Source organism: Zoogloea dura, assembly GCF_012927165.1.
GTDB lineage: Bacteria > Pseudomonadota > Gammaproteobacteria > Burkholderiales > Rhodocyclaceae > Zoogloea > Zoogloea dura.
Window position 1 is genome coordinate 88,463 of sequence record NZ_JABBGA010000009.1, and the last position, 18,801, is coordinate 107,263.

The window sequence follows — 18,801 nt, forward strand, 5'->3', positions numbered from 1 at the left end:
CCAATGCCTCACCCGCGCAGCCTGACCGCCCCCCACCGCGCGATCCTCCGCATCGTGCTGGTGTATGCGCTGGCGGCAGGGGCCTGGATCATCCTGTCGGACAGGCTCCTCTTCCTGGCCGGTCTCGAATCCGATACGGCGCTGATCAGCATCCTCAAGGGCCTGTTCTTCGTGGCCGTCACCTCGCTGCTGCTTTACGGCATGCAGCGCCGCGCCTGGGAACGCCACACTCGCGCCCTCACCGAGCGCGTGAATGCGCTGAACCTCCTCGAAACGGTGACCAACGCCTCCGAAGACGCCATCTTCGCGAAAGACCGGCAAGGCCGTTACCTGGTCCTCAACCGGGCCGCCAGCCGCTTCATTGGCAAGCCGCCCCGCGAAGTCATCGGCAAGGACGACCGGGCCCTCTTTCCGCCGGAGCAGGCGGAAATGCTCCTCGCCATCAACGCGCGCATCGTCGCTGAAAGGATCACCAGCACCCACGAGGAGGCCGTGGACACCAGCAGCGGCCCGCGCATCTTCCTCGCCACCAAGGGTCCCCTCCTGAACGAGGACGGCACGGTCCTCGGCACCTTCGGAATTTCCCGGGACATCACCGAAAGCAAGCAGGTTCAGGACGAACTGGCCCGCCATCGGGCCCGCCTCGAAAGTCTGGTGGCCCAGCGCACCGCTGAACTCGGTGCCGCCAAGGAATCCGCCGAGGCAGCAAACATTGCCAAGAGCGCCTTCCTGGCCAACATGTCCCACGAGATCCGCACGCCGCTGGGCGCCATTGCCGGCCTGACTCACCTGATCCGCCAGGCCGGCCTTCCCCCCGAACAGCACGAGCGCCTCAACAAGCTGGACATGGCCGGCAAGCACCTGCTGGGGGTCATCAATGCGATCCTCGACCTGTCCAAGATCGAGGCCGGCAAGTTCTTCATCGACGAAGCCCCCGTGCACGTGGAGGCCCTGCTGGCCGACGTCGCCTCTCTGATCCACGACCGGGCGCGCAGCAAGGGCCTCGCCCTGACCACCGAGTGCGGGCCGATGCCACACAACCTGCTCGGCGACCCCACCCGGATCCGCCAAGCGCTGCTGAATTTCGCTGTCAATGGCATCAAGTTCACCGAGAAAGGCAGCGTGCATATCAGTGCCCGCGTGGTCGAACAGTCCGACCAGGACGCCATGCTGCGCTTCGAGGTCGAAGACACTGGCATCGGGATCGCACCCGAAGCCCTGGCCCGCCTGTTCAGCGCCTTCGAGCAGGCCGACAACAGCATCTCCCGCAAATATGGCGGTACCGGCCTCGGCCTGGCCCTGTCCCGCAAACTCTCGCAACTCATGGGCGGCGACGCCGGGGCACGCAGCCAGCCCGGCATCGGCAGCACCTTCTGGCTGAGCGTGCGGCTGCGCAAGTCGGTGCAGAGCACTGACAACGACACCCCGCCGGCCCCCGGCCAGGCCATCCTGGTGCTGCAGCGCGAGCACGCCGGGCGCCATGTCCTGCTGGTCGAGGACGAGCCGGTGAACCGCGAGATCGGCAAGCTGGTCCTGGAGGATGCCGGCCTCGCCGTGCACCTCGCCGAAGACGGCCAGGCTGCCCTGGAACTGCTCCGGGACCATCACTTCGACCTGATCCTGATGGACATGCAGATGCCGCGCATGGACGGCCTCGCCGCCACCCGGGCGATCCGGGCCCTGCCTGAAGGGCAGCAGATCCCCATCGTCGCGCTGACCGCCAACGCCTTTGCCGAGGACCGCCTGCGCTGCCAGGACGCCGGCATGAACGATTTCCTTTCCAAGCCTTTCGAGCCGGAGCAGTTCTACGCCGTCATCCTGCGCTGGCTATCCCGCAAAAGCTGAAGCCGATCCCGCCGGGCAGTACAATGCGCGCCCTGCCGACCAGGACCACGCCATGCCCATCCACCTGCTGCCCGACCACCTGATCAACCAGATCGCCGCCGGCGAGGTCGTCGAACGCCCCGCGTCGGTGCTCAAGGAGGTCCTGGAGAACGCCATGGATGCTGGCTCCACGGTGGTGGACGTGCAGCTCGAGCAAGGCGGCGTACGGCGCATCCGGGTCGCCGACGATGGCTGCGGCATCCCGAAGGACGAGCTGCCCCTGGCCCTGGAGCGCCACGCCACCAGCAAGATCGCCAGCCTCGACGACCTCGAACGGGTCGGCACCATGGGCTTCCGCGGCGAAGCCCTGGCCGCCATCGCCGCCGTCTCGCGGATGAGCATCACCAGCCGCGCCGACGGCGCCCCCCACGCTTGGCGCATCGATGCCGACCCGCGCGAACTCGCGCCGGCGGCGCTCAACCACGGCACCGTGATCGACGTGGCCGACCTGTATTTCAACACCCCCGCCCGGCGCAAGTTCCTGAAGAGCGAAGGCACCGAGTTCGCCCACTGCGACGACGTCTTCCGCCGCGTCGCCCTGGCCCGCCCGGACGTGGCCCTGCAGCTCAGCCACAACGGCCGGGTCAGCCAGCGCCTGCCCGCCGGCACCCGCGAAGCCCGCGTGCGGGCCCTGCTCGGCGACGACTTCCTGGCCGCCGCCCGCTCCGTGGAGGCCGAGTCCGGCCTGCTCCGCGTGCACGGCTTCGCCTCCCTGCCGGCCTATTCCCGCAGCAGCCGGGACGCCCAGTTCTTCTACGTGAACGGGCGCTTCGTGCGCGACAAGCTGGTCACCCACGCCATCCGCGAGGCTTACGCCGACATCCTGCACGGCAGCCGCCACCCGGCCTACGTCCTGTTCCTCGAGCTGGACCCCTTCGGCGTGGACGTGAACGTGCATCCGGCCAAGATCGAAGTGCGCTTCCGCGACTCCCGGGCGGTGCACCAGTTCGTGTACCACGCCCTCAACCGGACCCTCGCCACCTCGGGTGCCGGTGCCGGCAGCGCGTTGGGAAGCGGCAGCCCTGCCGTGGATGACGAGGCGCGCCCGGCAAGCCCGGCCGCCACCACCGGCTACACCCACGCCCCCCAGCCCTACCAGACCCGCCTGGCCATGGAGCCGGCCTCCCGGGCCTACTTCGAATTTGCGGCCTCGGCCCGCCCCGAGCCGGCCGGAAGCGGCCCGTCCACCGCCGGAGCTGCGACCACCGGATTCTCCGCCACCGCCTTCCCGCTCCGCAGCACCTCTGCCGGCACGTCACCGATGCCGGCCCCCACCCTGCCCGCCGGCGACCTCGCCCCGCCCCTCGGCTACGCCCTGGCCCAGCTCCACGGGGTGTACATCCTGGCTCAGAACGAGGGCGGGCTGATCCTGGTGGACATGCACGCAGCCCACGAGCGCATCCTCTACGAGCGCCTCAAGACCCTCCTCGACGGCAGCCCCGGGGTGCAGCGCCTGCTCATCCCCGCGGTGTTCGGCGTCGGCAGCAAGGACATGGCCAGCGCCGAGGAGCACGCCGAACTGCTCGAACGGATGGGCTTCGAGATCGGCCCGGCCGGCCCGCAGGAACTGGCGGTACGCAGCGTGCCGGCCCTGCTGGCCTCCGCCCCGGTGGCCGAACTGGTACGCGCCCTGCTTTCCGAACTGCGCGATTACCCGGCCACCGAGGTCATCACCGCCAGGCGCAACGAGCTGCTCGCCACCATGGCCTGCCACGGTGCGGTGCGTGCCAACCGCAGCCTGACCCTGCCCGAAATGAACGCCCTGCTGCGCGAAATGGAAGCCACCGAGCGCGCCGACCAGTGCAACCATGGCCGCCCCACCTGGACCGCCCTGAGCATGGCCGACCTCGACAAGTTGTTCCTGCGCGGCCGCTGACCCCCCTGCGGAGTTGCCCGACCTCCTGCGAAGGACGACAATGGCGGGTTATTCCAGCAATCGCCAGAACCCGCATTCCGTGAAACTCGAACGCATCCTCCAGAACCAGGGCTTCGGCAGCCGGCGCCAGTGCCGCCAGCTGATCGAACTCGGTGAAGTCCGCATCGGCGGCGAAGTAGTCGACAACCCCGGCGCCGACATCGCCACGGCCGGCCTCGTCCTCGACATCGAGGGTGAAACCTGGACCTACCGGGAAAAGACCTACGTCGCCCTCCACAAGCCGGCCGGCTTCGAATGCTCCCACGAGCCCAAGCACCACCGCAGCGTGTACTCCCTGCTGCCCCACCCCCTGGTGGTGCGCAACGTGCAGAGCGTCGGGCGCTTGGACGTGGACACCACCGGCCTGCTGCTCTTTTCCGACGACGGCGCCTTCATCCACAACCTGTCGTCCCCCAAGAAGCATGTTCCCAAGACCTACCGGGCCGAACTGGCCGAGGACGGCAGCGAGGCCCTCCTGCAGCAGCTTCTGGCCGGCGTCGACCTGATCGACGAGGCCCTGCCGGTGCGTGCCCTCACGGCACAGCTGCTGGCGCCGCGCAGCCTCGAGCTGTCCATCGACCTGGGCAAGTACCACGTGGTCAAGCGCATGATCGCCGCTGCCGGCAACCACGTGGTCGCGCTGCACCGCAGCGGCTTCGGCGGGCTCACGCTGGGCGAAGGCCCCCTGGCCGGCGTGGCCGAAGGCGAATGGGTCTACCTCGAAGAGGCCGACCTCCGACAACTGCATCCCGCCGCCTGAAAGGGCCGACATGACTGATACGCCCCGCCGCCGCCCGCCCCTGCCGACCCGAGAAGGCACCCTCAAGATCAAACCCCGCGCCGATGCAGCGCCCGCTGCCGCACCCGTCGTGCCCGACCGCCGCAAGGCTGCGTCCGGCCGCAGCCGCGGCAAGGCCTCGCACCCGGATCAGGCCCAGGCCGATCCCCGCCAGGAACGCTCCACCACACCGCGGGAACCAAGGGAGCCGCGCGGCGATGCGCCCCGCCGCGACGAACCGCGTCGTGATGACCCGCGCCGCGACGCCACGCGCCAGACCGACTGGCGCGAACGCCCGTCCTCACAGCAGGACCGTCCCCGCCGCCCCGCCGCCGAGGGCACGGCCCAGGACCGCCCGCGTCGCCCCGCTGGCGAAGGCTACGCTTCCGACCGCCCGCGCCGCCCCGCCGCAGAGGGTGCCCCCCAGGACCGCCCGCGTCGCCCTGCCGGCGACGCCCCCCCACGCCACGAGCGCCGCAGCGGCAACGGCGAGCCCCGCCCTGCCCAGGCACCGTCACCACTGGCTGCCGACGGCTCGATCCGCCTCTCCAAGCGCATGACCGAACTGGGCCTGTGCTCCCGCCGGGAAGCCGACGAATACATCGAAAAGGGCTGGGTCCGGGTGGACGGCCGGGTCGTCAGCGAACTCGGCTCGCGGGTCAAGCCGGGCCAGGAGGTCGAGCTCGACCGTCGCGGCCAGACCGCCCAGGAACGGCGCGTCACGATCCTCCTCAACAAGCCCGTCGGCTACGTCTCCGGCCAGGCCGAGGACGGCTACGAGCCTGCCAGCGTGCTGATCACCGCCGACAACCGCTGGGCCGAGGACCCGTCCGAAACCCGTTACCTGAACACCCACCACCGGGGCCTCGCCCCTGCCGGCCGCCTCGACATCGACTCCATCGGCCTGCTGGTGTTCACCCAGGACGGTCGGGTCGCCCGCGCCCTGATCGGCGACGACTCCAGTATCGAGAAGGAATACCACGTCCGCGTGGAAGGCCGCCTCGATGAGGCCGGGCTCAAGCTGCTCAACCACGGCCTGTCCCTCGACGGCGCGGCCCTGCGCCCAGCCAAGGTCAGCTGGCTCAACGAAGACCAGCTGCGCTTCGTGCTGCGGGAAGGCAAGAAGCGCCAGATCCGCCGCATGTGCGAGCTGGTCGGCCTCAAAGTGGTCGGCCTCAAGCGGGTCCGCATCGGCCGCGTGATGCTGGGCCACCTGCCGCCAGGCCAGTGGCGCTACCTGGGGCCCAACGAGTCCTTCTGACCCCGAACCGGATCCCCCCAATGCCCCTCACCGCGCACCACAGCCTGCGCCGCCTGGCCAGCACCGCACTGATCGGGCTGGCCGCCCTGGAGTCCCTGCCCGCAGGAGCCCAATCGTCGACCTTCGACGGACGCTACGAGGGCAACCTGGTGTCGGACTCGGGTGAGCTCAGCATCCCGATCAGCGTCGAGCTGCGAGATGCCCAGGGCGTACTGACAGGCCGGGTGCGCACCGAACAGCCCCTGGCCGGAGCAGGCCCTGTATCGGCCGGCGACTACAACGGCGGAAACTGCAACCTGCGGGTGCAGCTGACCCCGGGCACCACCCTGCGCATGTCGGGAAGCTGCCAGACCAGGATCTTCGAAGGCAAATACACGCTGAGCTCAAGCACCCAGGGCAGCACCGGCAACTTCCGGCTCGACCGCAAGGCCGGAGGCAGCCCGCATCAGGGAGCCGCGCTGCTCAACCCGCTGACCGCCTGCCTCAACGCCAACACCCGCTGCCTGGTCGCCTGCCCCCAGGGCGACTACAACGCCGAGTTCCTGTGCGCCAACCGCTGCCGGCAGCGCTTCCAGGCCTGCAAGGGCAAGGCTGCCAGCGGCGGAACCGGCGCCGGTTCGGCGGGCGACTGATCGCTTCCCACCGCGCAAGCGACAGCCCCTGCAATCCGCCGGAAACCGCGTCTGAAGGTATAATGCGCGGTTTTCCCGAACATGCAGGGCACGATCATGGAAGCAGAACGCCTCAACGCCATCTCCAACAAGCTCGCCGACCTGAAGTCCCGGGAGCTCGAACTTCGGAGGTATCTTTGACTACGATACCAAGGCAGAAAAGCTGATCGAAGTCAGCAAGCAACTCGAAGACCCGGCCATCTGGAACGACGCCGCGTACGCCCAGGAGCTCGGCAAGGAAAAAAAGACCCTCGAAGGCATCGTGGTGACCCTGCAGGAGATCGAACAAGGCCTCGCCGACGGCAAGGACCTCTTCGAACTCGCCTCCATGGAAGAGGACGAGGACACCATGCAGGCCGTCGAGGGCGACGTGGCTTCCCTCGAAGCCCGTGTCGGCGCACTCGAATTCCGCCGCATGTTCAACAACCCGATGGACGGCAACGCCTGCTTCATCGAAATCCAGTCCGGCGCCGGCGGCACCGAGGCCCAGGACTGGGCTGGCATGCTCGAGCGCATGTACCTGCGCTACTGCGAACGCAAGGGCTTCAACGTCGAGCTGCTCGAAGAGTCCGAAGGTGAAGTGGCCGGCATCAAGAGCGCCACCATCAAGGTCGGCGGCGAGTACGCCTACGGCTTCCTGCGCACCGAGACCGGCATCCACCGCCTCGTCCGCAAGAGCCCCTTCGACTCCAACGCGCGCCGTCACACCAGCTTCTGCTCGGTGTTCGTGTTCCCCGAGGTGGACGACTCGATCGAGATCGACATCAACCCCTCCGACGTACGCACCGACACCTACCGGGCTTCCGGCGCGGGCGGCCAGCACATCAACAAGACCGACTCCGCGGTGCGTCTGACCCACGTCCCCACGGGCATCGTCGTGCAGTGCCAGAACGACCGCTCCCAGCACCGCAACAAGGACGAAGCCTGGTCGATGCTGCGCGCCCGCCTCTACGAAGCCGAACTGCGCAAGCGCCAGAGCGAGCAGCAGAAGCTCGAGGACGCCAAGAGCGACATCGGCTGGGGCCACCAGATCCGCTCCTACGTGCTCGACCAGTCGCGCATCAAGGACCTGCGCACCAGCTACGAAGTCGGTAACACCCAGGCCGTTCTCGACGGCGACCTGGACGGCTTCATCCAGGCCAGCCTGAAGCAGGGCGTCTGACACCTGTCGCCGCGGGAGCAGTCATGAAGCGTCTTTTCGCCGGCCTGCTGGCCGGCCTCATGCTCCTGCTGGCGGCAGTCACCCTGCTGGCCTTCCGGGCCGTCCAGGACGAGCCGCTGGTGACCGGTGACGCGCCCTTGTCGGCCGAAGACCTCAGCCGCGCCAAGGACCTGATCCGGCGCAACGACCCGCGTCGCCTGGTGCGGGACGAACGGCGGGAAGCCCGCATCGCCGCCCGCGACGTGGAGACCCTGGTCCGGCTCGCCGCCCGCCGTGGCCGGTCAACGGTCGTCCTCGAGGACGGCATTGCCGATCTGCGCTACACCACCGCCGTACCTCCCAGCCCGCTGGGCCGCTACCTCAACCTGTGGGCCCGGGTCGTTGTGGGCGCCGACGGCGTGGAGTTCCAGAAGGTCCGGATCGGCTCGATCCCCGTTCCCGGCGCCCTGTTCCGTGCCGCCCTCCTGTATGGCGCACGCCACTCCCAGCTGGCCCCCGACCTGGCGTTGCTGGGCAAGACCATCGACCAGGTGGCGATCACCCCGGGCGAGCTGCGGCTCCGCTACACCTGGCAGCCCGAGCTCCTGGACTCTGCCCGCGCCCACGCCCTCACCCACGACGAAAAGGCCGGCCTGGCACGGGCCCACCTGCGCCTGGTGGCGCGCATGGACAGCCTGCCCGCGCGCCCCCGGACCCCGTTGGCCGAACTCCTCGCCCCCCTGCTGCAGGACCCCGGCCAGACCGGTGGAGAGGCCCTCGGCCAGGCCTACCGGAACATCCTGCTCGTCGCCGCCTTCCATGTATCGGGCCGCAACATCGCCCAGCTGATTCCCGAAGCCCGGGAATGGCCCCAGCCGCGCCCCACCACCCTGATCCTGCGGGGCCGCGAAGACCTGGCCCAGCACTTCCTGGTCTCGGCGGCCCTCGCCGCGTGGGCTGGCGAGCCCCTTGCCCAGGCCATCGGGATCGGCAAGGAAGTGGACGACTCCCGCGGCGGCAGCGGCTTTTCCTTTGTCGACCTGGCCGCCGACAAGGCCGGCACCCGCCTCGGCGAGCTGGCGGCCCGCGACCCCGAGCGCCTCGCCGCGGCGGTGGCCGCCGGGCTCAGCGACAGCGCCCTGCTGCCACCCATCCACGGCCTGCCCGAATCCATGCAGAACGCCGAATTCCAGCGCCGCTTCGGCGGTGTGGGTGGCCCGGCCTACACCCGCCTGAGCGACGAGATCGACCGGCGCATCGCGGCCCTCGCCTTGTTCCGCTGATTGGTCCGCCAAGCCTCCCGCCATGTCCGAAGTCCGCCTGGAAGAACTGCTGGCCCCCGGCGTCGCCGCCGACGACGTGCCTGAACTGGCCCCGCTGCTGGCCGCGCGCGCCCTGCTGTCGGCCTTCAGCACCCTCTTCCATGGCAGCGAGGCCGAAGTCCTGATGCGCCTGCTGGTACTGCGCGAGATCGGCCGTGAATCCGAATCGCCGCGCTGGAGCCCCGAGCAGCTGCGCCAGCGCTTCGCCTTCCTCGACACCGTCAAGCTCGAGACCGTGCTGCGCCGCCTGCGCGGCAACGGCCTGCTCGACATCGGCGAAGACAGCCACTACGCCCTCTCCGACCTGGGCCGCAACGCGGTGGCGGCGGTCGGCATGCTGGTCAGCTTCAGCGCCGAGGACGACCTGGAGCTGGGCTTCCTCACCGCCCAGCTGGCCGGCCTGCAGGCTGTCGGCAGCGTCACCCCGGAAGCCCTCGGCCACCTGCTCGGCAAGCTCAACGACCTGGCCTGGCACTTCGAGGAGGCCATCGCCTCCGGCTCGGAATTCCGCATCGCCGACGCCCGCCGCAAGCTCTCCGCCAACACCCGCTGGATCGAGCGCGGCACCGAGGTGCTGCACCAGCTGCTGGCAGACCCTGAGGTCCCCTTCGACCTCGCCCGGGTGGCCCAGCGCATCGGCCTGGCCCAGTCGCGCCTGGCGCGGGTGGACGCGGCCTTCCAGCGGGCCCTGAACAAGATCGAAGCCCAGCGGGTCACCCTGGGCGGCTCCGGCATCTCGTCCAGCGACGTGGCAGGCTGGCTGCGCCGCCTGGATGCCCGCGCCCTGGCCGCCCTGGCCGCCGATGGCGGCCTGTTGCCGGCACCGGAGCTGACCCTGCTGGCTGGCGGCCACGAGCTCCTCGACCGGGCCGAGCTGGCCCTCTCCGACGAGGCCCGCCAGATCGAGGCCGACATCGCCCTTCCCCCCGCCGAGGAAGCCCCCAGCCGTAATCAACCCGAGCAGGAAGACCTGCGCCTGCTGCAGCACTTCAGCCAGCGCCTGGCCCGCCTCGCCAAAGACGGCAGCGAGCCCGCCAGCCTCGCCCGCATGGTGGCCGGCGGCGGCTTTCCGGCGGCCTCCTACCGCCTGTCGCTGCTGGCCCTGCTGGCCGATGGCGGCGGCGAAGGCGGCGCCACCCCGGCCGACGGCCCCATCGGCGAGTTCATGCGCCTGCCCCTCGACGTGCTCTTCGAGGCCACCACCGTAAAGGTCGGCGAAGACGAGATCGCCGCCATGTCCACCGGCCTGGTCGGCGCCAGGGGCAGCCTGCCCGCCGCCGAGGCCGTACCCGTGCTCGACGCCACCGAAACCCTGCCTGACGAAGCCTGATGGAACACCAGATCCGGACCCTCACCGCCCGCCTGCTGGCCAACCGCAGCCTGCCGCGCACCGACCCGCTGGTGCGTCGCGCGCTGGTGGACGAGAGCTTCCGCGTGGACCTCGACGCCCGCCTCGCCGCCGTGGGCCTGCAGCTCATCGACAACCCCTACGCCGAGCATGTGGCGGTGGCCCTGGCCGGCGACATGCACGAGCCGGTGTTCGGCGCCAGCCGCGAATACGCTGCCAGCAACATCGGCCTGACCCGCGACCAGTTGGCCCTGCTGGTGGTGCTGTGGTCCCTGATCATCCTGCCCAAGCGGGAACGCCAGGTGAACCGCCAGAAGCTCGGCGACGACGGCCAGGAAGACATGTTCGGCAAGGCCGCCCCGCTGGCCCATGGCGAAGAAGTCTCCGGCGCGCTGTCCGAAGCCTCCGTGCTGGCCGACTTCGCCCCGGTGCTCGGCCACAAGACCTATGTGCAGGGCAAGCTCCTGTCGCGCCTGGCCCAGCTCGGCTTCATCGAGCGGCGCGGCGGCATGATCCACGAAGGCCCGCTGCTTGACGTGCTGCTCGACTACCGCCTGCTGGCCGACCGCATCATCTACGGCACCCTCGGCGAAGTCCTGGCCCAGGCCGGCCACCCGCCCCCCGGCCAGGACGCCTTCACGCCCGCCGACGACATGCCCGACGACGCCGACTCCGAGCAGGAGGAATCCTGATGTTCCACATCAAGCAACTCGAACTGGTCCACTGGGACTACTGGCGTCGCTTCAACCTGCCCCTGGACGCCCAGATCATCACCATCGTCGGCCCCAACGGCTCCGGCAAAACAACCCTGCTCGACGCCCTGCGCACCCTCTTCGGCCTGCGCTGCTCCGGCAAGCGCGACTTCCGCCGCTACGTGCGCCGCGCCAACCGCAGTTTTGCGTGGATCCGCGCGGTGGTGGCCAACCGTCCCGGCAGCACCGGCAAGCGCCCCTTCTTCCCCTGCCTCAAGGACGAGGTCACCCTCGCCTGCCGCATCCGCCGCGCCGGCGGCGACTGGACCCGCGACTACGCCATCGCCGACGGTGACGTCTCCATCGAGGCCCTCGAGGCCCGCGAGGACAAGGTCGTCGAATGGGTCGGCTACCGGGACTACCAGAGCCGCCTGGCCTGGGGCGGCCTGACCCCGGCCATCGCCAAGGTGCTGGCCCTCGAGCAGGGCGACACCGACAAGCTCTGCGAATACTCCCCCAAGGCCCTGCTCGAGCTGGTCTTCGACGTCTTCGGCGACAAGGAGGTGCTCGACAACTACGCCGCCGCCCGGGAAGAACAGAACAACGCCGAGAAGGAACTGGCCGCCCTCGGCCTCGACCTGGACCGCCTGCGCGCCCAGGCCGAAGCCAAGCGCCTGGAGGCCGACCGCTTCCTCGAATGGAAACAGCTGGACGACGAAGCCCGCGCCCTCGGCGCCGAGATCGTGCCGCGCCTGGAAGCCGGCGAGCTGGCCCGCGACATCGTGCTGGCCCGTGACGACATCGCCCGCGCCCGCGCCGAATTCCAGCGCGGCCAGGATGAACTCGCCGCCCTCAAGGCCCGCAGCACCGGCGTCGAGGCCGAGAAGGCCGCCGCCGAGGCCGAGCGCAAGGCAGCCCGCAGCCGCGACCTGGAAGCCGAACGGCAACACCTCGCCGCCCACGACGAAGTCCGCGACGCAGAGAAGCTGCTGGCCGAGCGCAGCGCCCTGCGCGCCCGCCTGGCCCGCGAGGCCGGCGACGCCGCGGTGGACCTGGAAAGCGCCCACGCCAAGGCCGACGCCCGCCTGCTCCACCTGCAGCGCCAGGAGCGCGAGGCCATCGCCGCCTTCGAAGACAAGACCGCCCAGCTGCGTGCCACCCGCGAGCACCGCGGCCCGCCGGGCGACCCGGAAGTCAATCGCTTCCGCAAGCGCCTGCAGGAAGCCGGCATCGCCCACCGGGCCCTCGCCGAGATCATCGAGGTCACAGACCCAGCCTGGCAGGGCGCCGTTGAAGCCGTGCTGCGCCCCTATCGCCACGTGCTGCTGCTGGAACGCGAGCAGGACCGCCACGCCGCCTGGGGCCTGGGCGAGCAGGAACGCTTCCGCCACTTCATCGTGCCCGAACTGGAGACCGCGCCACCCGCCACCCGTGGCGCCCTGGCCGAGGTCATCCGCTTCGCCGACGCGGTGCCCCGCTGGCTGGCCGACCTGCTCAACCGCATCCAGCGGGTGGACGACGCCGACGCCGCCCGCCGCCTGCCCCGCGAGACCGAATGGATCACCCGCGACGGCTACCACCGGGAGCGTCGCGGCGCCCGCCACCTGGGCAGCCCCACCGAATTCCACTTCGGCGAACTGGCCCGCACCGCCCGCCTCAAGCAGCTCGACGCCGACATGCACAGCCTCGACGCCCGCCTGCGCGAGATCCGGCCACAGCTCGACGCCGCCAAGGAGGAAGCCGACGCCCTGCGTGCCCGCCTGCACGGCATCGAGGCCGCCCAGTTGCTGGCGGCCCGCGCCGAAGCCTTCGATGCCGCCGAAGCCGCGCTGCCCGCAGCCCGGGCCCGCCTGACCGCAGCCATCGGCGCCCGTGCCGAAGCCAAGGGTGACGTGGAGCGCATCGAGCAGAGCCTGCGCGGCATCGACATCGAACTGGACCGCCGCAAGCGCGACATCGCCGCCCTCGCCGGGCGGGTCAATCAACTGGCCGCCGAGGCCGCCCCGCGCCGCGGCGAACAGGCCCGCCGCATCCTGCGCCTGCGCAAGCTGCGCCGCGGCATGCCGGCCGCCTGGCGGGACCCCCACGACAACGCGCGCCTCGCCGAAAAATATGGCGACGCCCGCGGCGCCCGCGCCGAACTGGAACGCCTGCGCACCCGCCTCGGCGACGGCGACTGGGTCACCGACGACACCGTGCTGACCCTCGCCTCCCGCCTCAGGGCCGACGTGGCCGAACGGGAGAGCCAGTACCGCGAACGCGAACGCCACTGCAATGCGGCCCGCCACATCACCACCGAAGCCCGCGCCGCCTACATCGCCAAGCTGCGCGCCACGGTCCGCCAGTACGGCAAGAACCTGCATGCCCTCGGCGAGCTCGCCAACGTGGACGTGGACTGCCCCCTGCCGCACCTGGAAAACGACGACCGCGCCCTGGCCGGCGCCGGCCTGGAAGTGCGCTTCGACTTCGACCGCAAGGGCGCTGTCGGCCTCAACGACGGCGAGGCCTCCGGCGGCCAGCAGGTGATGAAATCCCTCATCCTGCTGATCGCCCTGCTGATGGACGAAGCCCGCCCCGGCGGCTTCGTGTTCATCGACGAGCCCTTCGCCCACCTCGACATCGCCAACATCGACCGGGTCGGCACCTTCCTGCGCGCCACCCGCGCCCAATACCTGATCACCACCCCTGTGACCCACAACGCCAACGTCTTCGCCCCGGCCCAGCTGACCCTGGTCACCCGCAAGAAGAAGCCCGGCGACGACTGGGCACCGCCGATCGGGCTGATCCAGCGCGCCCTGTGATGCCATCCTCTTCATGGTCCACACAGCCCGCCAGGAACGGCCTTCAGATTCCCGGGGGGCAGACGTTATAACGTCCATCCAACCCAGCCCGGAAAGTTTCATGCGCGCCTCCCCGGCAGCCCAGCTGCCCCCCTCCCGTCTCATCGAGCTTCTGGCCGGCGCCGAATGCCTGTCCAGAACGCGGGATCTGCGCGAGATCTTCCGGAGCACCGCCGAAACCGCCATGCGCTTCCTCGAAGGCGGCTTCTGCCTGCTCTTCGCGGTGCGCTTCACCCCACCCGACCTTACCGTGGGGCTGCTCGGCTGTTGCGTCTCGGACGGCACCGACACCTACTGGGACGATGTCTGCGACGGGCACTCCTGGCTGCCCGTCGATCCCCTGCTGGCCAACTGCCTGCACACCGACTTCGGCCACGCCATCGCCCACGACGGCGAATCCTGGCGCATCGCCTTCGCCGTCGGCGCGCTTGGCCAGGCGCGCTGGGTGCTCGAGCTGCACAGCGCCCGCAAGCCCGAAGCCGCCGACCTCCAGGCCTTCGGCCTGTTCCTGCGCTGCTTCGAGAACCAGCACCACGCCTGGGAATACGCCAATCTCGACACCCTCACCCGGTTGCTCAACCGCAAGACCTTCGACGACGACTTCGAACGCCTCATCGCCGCCGCCGAGCTGGCCGAGCGGGCCCGCCTCGAGCCCCAGGAACGGCGCGACACGGAACACACCTTCACCCAGCCCTGCTGGCTCGGCGTGGTGGATATCGATCACTTCAAGAAGATCAACGACAGCTTCGGCCACCTCTTCGGCGACGAAGTCCTGCTGCGCGTCGCCGACCTCATGCGGCAGAGCTTCCGCGGCCACGACAAGCTCTTCCGCTTCGGCGGCGAAGAGTTCGTGGTGATGCTGCGCAACGTCTCCGAGGACCACGTCAACAGCATCTTCGACCGCTTCCGCCAGGCCGTCGAAGAGCACGACTTCCCCCGCGTCGGCCAGGTGCGCTGCTCGGTAGGCTTCTCGCGCATCGACCCGCGCCTGTCGCCGGCCGAGCTGCTGGGCCGCGCCGACGAGGCCCTCTACTACTCCAAGGAGCACGGCCGCAACCAGGTCAATGGCTTCGACGAACTGATCATGCGCGGCCAGCTACGGGTCACCACCCCGGCCGGCCAGGCCCAGATCCAGTCCGACATCGACGAAATCTTCCTGTAGAGCGGGCCAAAGCAGCCTCCGGAGCCCCGCCGGCCGCGACGCACGCCTCGGAATGTGTCAAAATTCAGAGCTTTGCAGCACTTTGTTTATGCTGCCGCGGCTGCGCCGCCCTCCGATTCCGTTGATTTAAGAGCCCATCATGTCCGACCAGACCTCCTCGCCCACCCAGGACGAAAACCACCTGATCGCCGAACGCCGGCAGAAGCTCGCCGAATGGCGCGCCACCGGCAAGGCGTTTCCGAACGATTTCTCCCGGGAAAACACCGCCGGCAAACTCGACGAGGTCTACGGCGAGAAAACCGCCGAGGAGCTCGAAGCCCTGCCCGTCGAGGTCAAGGTCGCCGGCCGCATCATGCTCAAGCGCGTGATGGGCAAGGCCAGCTTCGTCACCATCCAGGATCTGTCCGGGCGCATCCAGCTCTACGTCACCCGCGACAGCGTCGGCGAGGACGTCTATGCCGACTTCAAGCACTGGGACATCGGTGACATCGTCGGCACCGTCGGCGTGCTGTTCCGCACCAAGACCGGCGAGCTGTCGGTCAAGAGCGCCGAGCTGCGCCTCCTCACCAAGAGCCTGCGCCCGCTGCCGGACAAGTTCCACGGCCTCACCGACACCGAGACCAAGTACCGCCAGCGCTATGTCGACCTGATCATGAGCGAGGAGTCGCGCCACACCTTCGTGGCCCGCAGCCGCCTGGTCCAGTCCATCCGCAACTACATGACCGGCCACGGCTTCCTTGAGGTCGAGACGCCGATGATGCACCCCATCCCCGGCGGCGCCTCGGCCAAGCCCTTCGTGACCCACCACAACGCCCTCGACATGCAGCAGTTCCTGCGCATCGCGCCGGAGCTCTACCTCAAGCGCCTGGTGGTCGGCGGCTTCGAGAAGGTCTTCGAGGTCAACCGCAACTTCCGCAACGAAGGGCTCTCGCCCCGCCACAACCCCGAGTTCACCATGATGGAGTTCTACGAGGCCTATGCGAACTACCGCAGCCTCATGGACTTCACCGAAGGCCTGCTGCGCCACGCCGCGCGCGAGGCCCTGGGCACCGAAGTGTTCGACTACCAGGGCCGCGTGCTCGACCTGTCCAAGCCCTTCCACCGCCTGACCATCGTCGAAGCCATCCGCAAACACCACCCCGGCTTCTCCGACGCCCAACTGGCCGATGCCGACTGGCTCAAGCAGAAGATCCAGGACTTCGGCGAGAAGGTGAAGCCGGGCGGCCTCGGCAGCCTGCAGCTGCAGCTCTTCGAAGCCTGCGCCGAAGCCGACACCTGGGAACCCACCTTCATCATCGACTATCCGGTCGAAGTGAGCCCGCTGGCCCGCGCCTCCGACGCCAACCCGGACATCACCGAGCGTTTCGAGCTGTTCATCGTCGGCCGCGAGATCGCCAACGGCTTCTCCGAGCTGAACGACCCCGAAGACCAGGCCGCCCGCTTCCAGGCCCAGGCCAAGGCCAAGGACGCCGGTGACGAGGAGGCCATGTTCTACGACGCCGACTACATCCGCGCCCTGGAATACGGCCTGCCCCCGACCGGTGGCTGCGGCATCGGCATCGACCGGCTGGTCATGTTGCTGACCAACAGCCCCGCCATCCGCGACGTGATCCTGTTTCCGCAGATGCGCCCGGAAGCCACCGACTGAAGCAACGGGGGCCACCCCCGGGTGGCCCCACCCGCACGACCGCCCCAGCCCGAGCCGACCCCGACGCATTCATGACAGACCTGAAGTCCTACGAACTCCCTGAGCTGGAAGCACTCGCCGAACAGATCCAGGCCGAGATCGCCAAACGGGAGCAGGAAGAAGCCGACCAGGCCCGAGCCGCCGCCGAAGCTGCAGCGGAAGCCGAGCGCCGCGCCATCGCAGACGCCGAGGCGGCCCGCCTCGCAGCCGAGGAAGCCGCCGCGCGCAAGGTCGCCGAGGTGGCGGCCCGCGTCGAGGCCCGGGCCCAGGCCAAGGTCGAGGCCAAGGCCCTCGCAACAGCGCAGAAAGAGGCCGTCGCCCGCGAAGCGGCCGAGAAGAAAGCCGCCGAGAAGCAGGCCGCCGCTCAGGAAGCTGCAGCAAAGACAGCCGCCACGGCGGGCCCCGAAACAGCTGCCGCCGCCCCGGCAACGGGCGCAACACCTCCGGCCATCCCCGGCCACGTCCGCTACATGCACCCCTCCAACCGGGCCCTCACCTGGGACGGCCAGGGCGGTACGCCCGACTGGATCCAGGCCTGGCTGACCACCGGCGGCACCCTGTACGCCCTTGAGGTTGCGGCCGAAAAGCTCGCTCCCCGCCCGATTCCCGGCAGCTTCCGCAAGGACTGAACCCCGCCAGACAGGCAGGCGCCGGGGCGGGATCCCCGACCGGCGCCCGGACCTCCCTCACGCCTCCACGGGCACCCCGCTGCCCAGGGGGACCACCCGTCCGCGGGCCAGGGCCCTGGAGAGGATCTTCCAGATATCCAGATCGAACACCGGGCGGCCGGAAGCCAGCAACGCATGGACTTCCTCCTCGTCCCGTGCCGTCCCCAGCCAGCACCAGTGATCCACCAGGTGCAGCACCTTGCCCTCCCGCAGGCCGACCGGCCCGGCGTAAGGCCAGCGCTCCACCCGCAGCTTGTGCAAGGCCATCATCAGGCGGGCGCCATGCACAGGACGGGCCTCCTGACCGATGCAAGCCCCCTTGCAGCGCTTCAACTGGTAGCCGAAACAGGGCTGGCCGCCTCTCACCTTCTCGAGGCCCAGGCACACTTGGCACAAGTCATGATCTTCGGCCAGGGTACGCAAGGCCTTGGTGGCCGCAGTCTTGCTGGTGAAGAAACCGAACAGATTGTCCTGCCGACCCGGATCCAGGTCGGCCCCCCGCACCAGCTCCGGCCGCCAGCCGCCCTGCCCGTCCTCCACCAGTTGCCAGGCACACAGCTCACTGGCCCGGCGCAAGCGCCGGTTGTGGATGGGCTGGCGCTCCTTGACCAGGCGGGCTTCCAGCAGCAGGGCACCGATCTCGCCTTCGGTCTCGATCCACTCGATGCGGCGGAGCTGCTGCGACATGTTCATCTCCTTGCCACTGCGGTGGTCCGCGCTGAAGTGCGACAGCACCCGGCTGCGGATGTCCTTGCTCTTGCCCACGTAGAGGGGCAGATCGTTCTCGCCGAAAAACAGATATACCCCGGGCCGCTCGGGCATCTCGTCCAGCACCGCGGGATCCACATGGGGCGGCAGACTGGGCAGCGCCGCGATGCGGGCCACCGCGGCGTCGATCACCGCCTGCTCGAAGCAGCCATGGATGTGCTGCCAGAACTGCCAGACCAGCTGGGCGTCGGCCAGCGCCCGGTGACGGTCGCCCACCACCAGGGCATGGCGCTCGATCAGGGCGTCCAGGCCATGCCGCTTGTGTTCGGGGAACAGCGCCCGTGACAACTTGACGGTGCACATCACCGGCAGGCGCAGGGGCATGCCGGCGCGCTCGAAGGCATTGCGCAGGAAGCCGTAGTCGAAGCGGGCGTTGTGGGCAATGAACAGGCGGCCATCGAGACGGTTGTAGATCTCCTCGGCCAGCTCGGCGAAACGCGGTGCGTCGGCCACCATATCGTCGGTGATGCCGGTCAGGCGCTGGATGAACTCCGGAATGCGGCCCTCCGGACGCACCAGGTGCGACCATTCCCGCACCCCGTCCTCGTCCACCTCTACAATGCCGACCTCGGTGATCCCATCGATGGTCGGCATGCCGCCATTGGTTTCGATATCGACGAAGGCGAGGCCTCGCCAGCGTCCATTGCTCAGCTTCAAGATTTCC

General features: G+C 69.4%; 14 protein-coding genes. 13 read left to right on the plus strand and 1 reads right to left on the minus strand.

What is annotated here, in order from left to right:
* The first annotated feature begins 3 nt into the window (after positions 1 to 3).
* The 13 genes from HHL15_RS12930 to HHL15_RS12990 all read left to right on the plus strand — a co-directional run bounded on the left by HHL15_RS12930 (position 4) and on the right by HHL15_RS12990 (position 17,330).
* Entirely contained in the window at positions 4 to 1,845 is a 1,842-nt protein-coding gene (locus HHL15_RS12930; protein WP_169146192.1) for a PAS domain-containing hybrid sensor histidine kinase/response regulator, read from the plus strand.
* A gap of 52 nt (positions 1,846 to 1,897) precedes the next feature.
* Positions 1,898 to 3,760 (plus strand): DNA mismatch repair endonuclease MutL, encoded by a 1,863-nt coding sequence (gene mutL, locus HHL15_RS12935; protein ID WP_169146193.1) that lies wholly within the window; start codon positions 1,898 to 1,900, stop codon positions 3,758 to 3,760.
* Positions 3,761 to 3,839: 79 nt separating this feature from the next.
* On the plus strand, positions 3,840 to 4,559 hold the full coding sequence (locus HHL15_RS12940; protein WP_169146194.1) for a pseudouridine synthase: 720 nt from the start codon (positions 3,840 to 3,842) through the stop codon (positions 4,557 to 4,559).
* A gap of 10 nt (positions 4,560 to 4,569) precedes the next feature.
* A complete protein-coding gene (locus HHL15_RS26535; protein WP_169146195.1) occupies positions 4,570 to 5,838 on the plus strand; it encodes a pseudouridine synthase in 1,269 nt (422 codons plus the stop codon).
* Positions 5,839 to 5,858: 20 nt separating this feature from the next.
* Complete coding sequence (locus HHL15_RS12950; protein WP_169146196.1) at positions 5,859 to 6,470, plus strand: hypothetical protein; 612 nt, start codon at positions 5,859 to 5,861, stop codon at positions 6,468 to 6,470.
* 96 nt (positions 6,471 to 6,566) lie between these two features.
* Positions 6,567 to 7,671 (plus strand): peptide chain release factor 2 gene (gene prfB, locus HHL15_RS12955; protein WP_169146197.1). Its coding sequence is split into 2 segments (ribosomal slippage): positions 6,567 to 6,647 and positions 6,649 to 7,671, totalling 1,104 coding nucleotides; the frame shifts between segments, so codons are not numbered across the junction.
* A 23-nt stretch (positions 7,672 to 7,694) separates the two neighbouring features.
* On the plus strand, positions 7,695 to 8,933 hold the full coding sequence (locus HHL15_RS12960; RefSeq protein ID WP_169146198.1) for a hypothetical protein: 1,239 nt from the start codon (positions 7,695 to 7,697) through the stop codon (positions 8,931 to 8,933).
* Positions 8,934 to 8,955: 22 nt separating this feature from the next.
* Positions 8,956 to 10,302, plus strand: coding sequence for a hypothetical protein (locus HHL15_RS12965; protein ID WP_169146199.1), 1,347 nt, complete (start codon positions 8,956 to 8,958; stop codon positions 10,300 to 10,302).
* Entirely contained in the window at positions 10,302 to 11,012 is a 711-nt protein-coding gene (locus HHL15_RS12970; protein WP_169146200.1) for a hypothetical protein, read from the plus strand. Before HHL15_RS12965 ends, HHL15_RS12970 begins: the two co-directional genes overlap by 1 nt.
* Positions 11,012 to 13,813, plus strand: a complete 2,802-nt coding sequence (locus HHL15_RS12975; protein ID WP_169146201.1) for an AAA family ATPase — start codon at positions 11,012 to 11,014, stop codon at positions 13,811 to 13,813. Before HHL15_RS12970 ends, HHL15_RS12975 begins: the two co-directional genes overlap by 1 nt.
* A 100-nt stretch (positions 13,814 to 13,913) precedes the next feature.
* Entirely contained in the window at positions 13,914 to 15,014 is a 1,101-nt protein-coding gene (locus HHL15_RS12980) for a GGDEF domain-containing protein (RefSeq protein ID WP_169146202.1), read from the plus strand.
* 139 nt (positions 15,015 to 15,153) lie between these two features.
* Positions 15,154 to 16,662: a lysine--tRNA ligase gene (gene lysS / locus HHL15_RS12985; protein WP_169146203.1), complete on the plus strand. Its 1,509-nt coding sequence runs from the start codon at positions 15,154 to 15,156 to the stop codon at positions 16,660 to 16,662.
* Between the two features lie 71 nt (positions 16,663 to 16,733).
* Complete coding sequence (locus HHL15_RS12990) at positions 16,734 to 17,330, plus strand: H-NS family nucleoid-associated regulatory protein (RefSeq protein ID WP_169146204.1); 597 nt, start codon at positions 16,734 to 16,736, stop codon at positions 17,328 to 17,330.
* Positions 17,331 to 17,387: 57 nt separating this feature from the next.
* Here HHL15_RS12990 and HHL15_RS12995 read toward each other — a convergent pair whose 3' ends face one another.
* Positions 17,388 to 18,794 carry a 3'-5' exonuclease family protein gene (locus HHL15_RS12995; RefSeq protein WP_268967102.1) on the minus strand — a complete coding sequence of 469 codons (1,407 nt, stop codon included), beginning with the start codon at positions 18,792 to 18,794 and terminating at the stop codon, positions 17,388 to 17,390.
* Positions 18,795 to 18,801 lie beyond the last annotated feature (7 nt).

Excerpts from the sequence above, each read along its gene's own strand:
- HHL15_RS12970 (WP_169146200.1), top strand. The coding sequence starts at position 10,302 with ATGGAACACCAGATCCGGACCCTCACCGCCCGCCTGCTGGCCAACCGC.
- HHL15_RS12990 (WP_169146204.1), top strand. The coding sequence starts at position 16,734 with ATGACAGACCTGAAGTCCTACGAACTCCCTGAGCTGGAAGCACTCGCC.
- mutL (WP_169146193.1), top strand. The coding sequence starts at position 1,898 with ATGCCCATCCACCTGCTGCCCGACCACCTGATCAACCAGATCGCCGCC.
- HHL15_RS12960 (WP_169146198.1), top strand. The coding sequence starts at position 7,695 with ATGAAGCGTCTTTTCGCCGGCCTGCTGGCCGGCCTCATGCTCCTGCTG.
- HHL15_RS12975 (WP_169146201.1), top strand. The coding sequence starts at position 11,012 with ATGTTCCACATCAAGCAACTCGAACTGGTCCACTGGGACTACTGGCGT.
- HHL15_RS12965 (WP_169146199.1), top strand. The coding sequence starts at position 8,956 with ATGTCCGAAGTCCGCCTGGAAGAACTGCTGGCCCCCGGCGTCGCCGCC.
- HHL15_RS26535 (WP_169146195.1), top strand. The coding sequence starts at position 4,570 with ATGACTGATACGCCCCGCCGCCGCCCGCCCCTGCCGACCCGAGAAGGC.
- lysS (WP_169146203.1), top strand. The coding sequence starts at position 15,154 with ATGTCCGACCAGACCTCCTCGCCCACCCAGGACGAAAACCACCTGATC.
- HHL15_RS12930 (WP_169146192.1), top strand. The coding sequence starts at position 4 with ATGCCTCACCCGCGCAGCCTGACCGCCCCCCACCGCGCGATCCTCCGC.
- HHL15_RS12950 (WP_169146196.1), top strand. The coding sequence starts at position 5,859 with ATGCCCCTCACCGCGCACCACAGCCTGCGCCGCCTGGCCAGCACCGCA.
- HHL15_RS12980 (WP_169146202.1), top strand. The coding sequence starts at position 13,914 with ATGCGCGCCTCCCCGGCAGCCCAGCTGCCCCCCTCCCGTCTCATCGAG.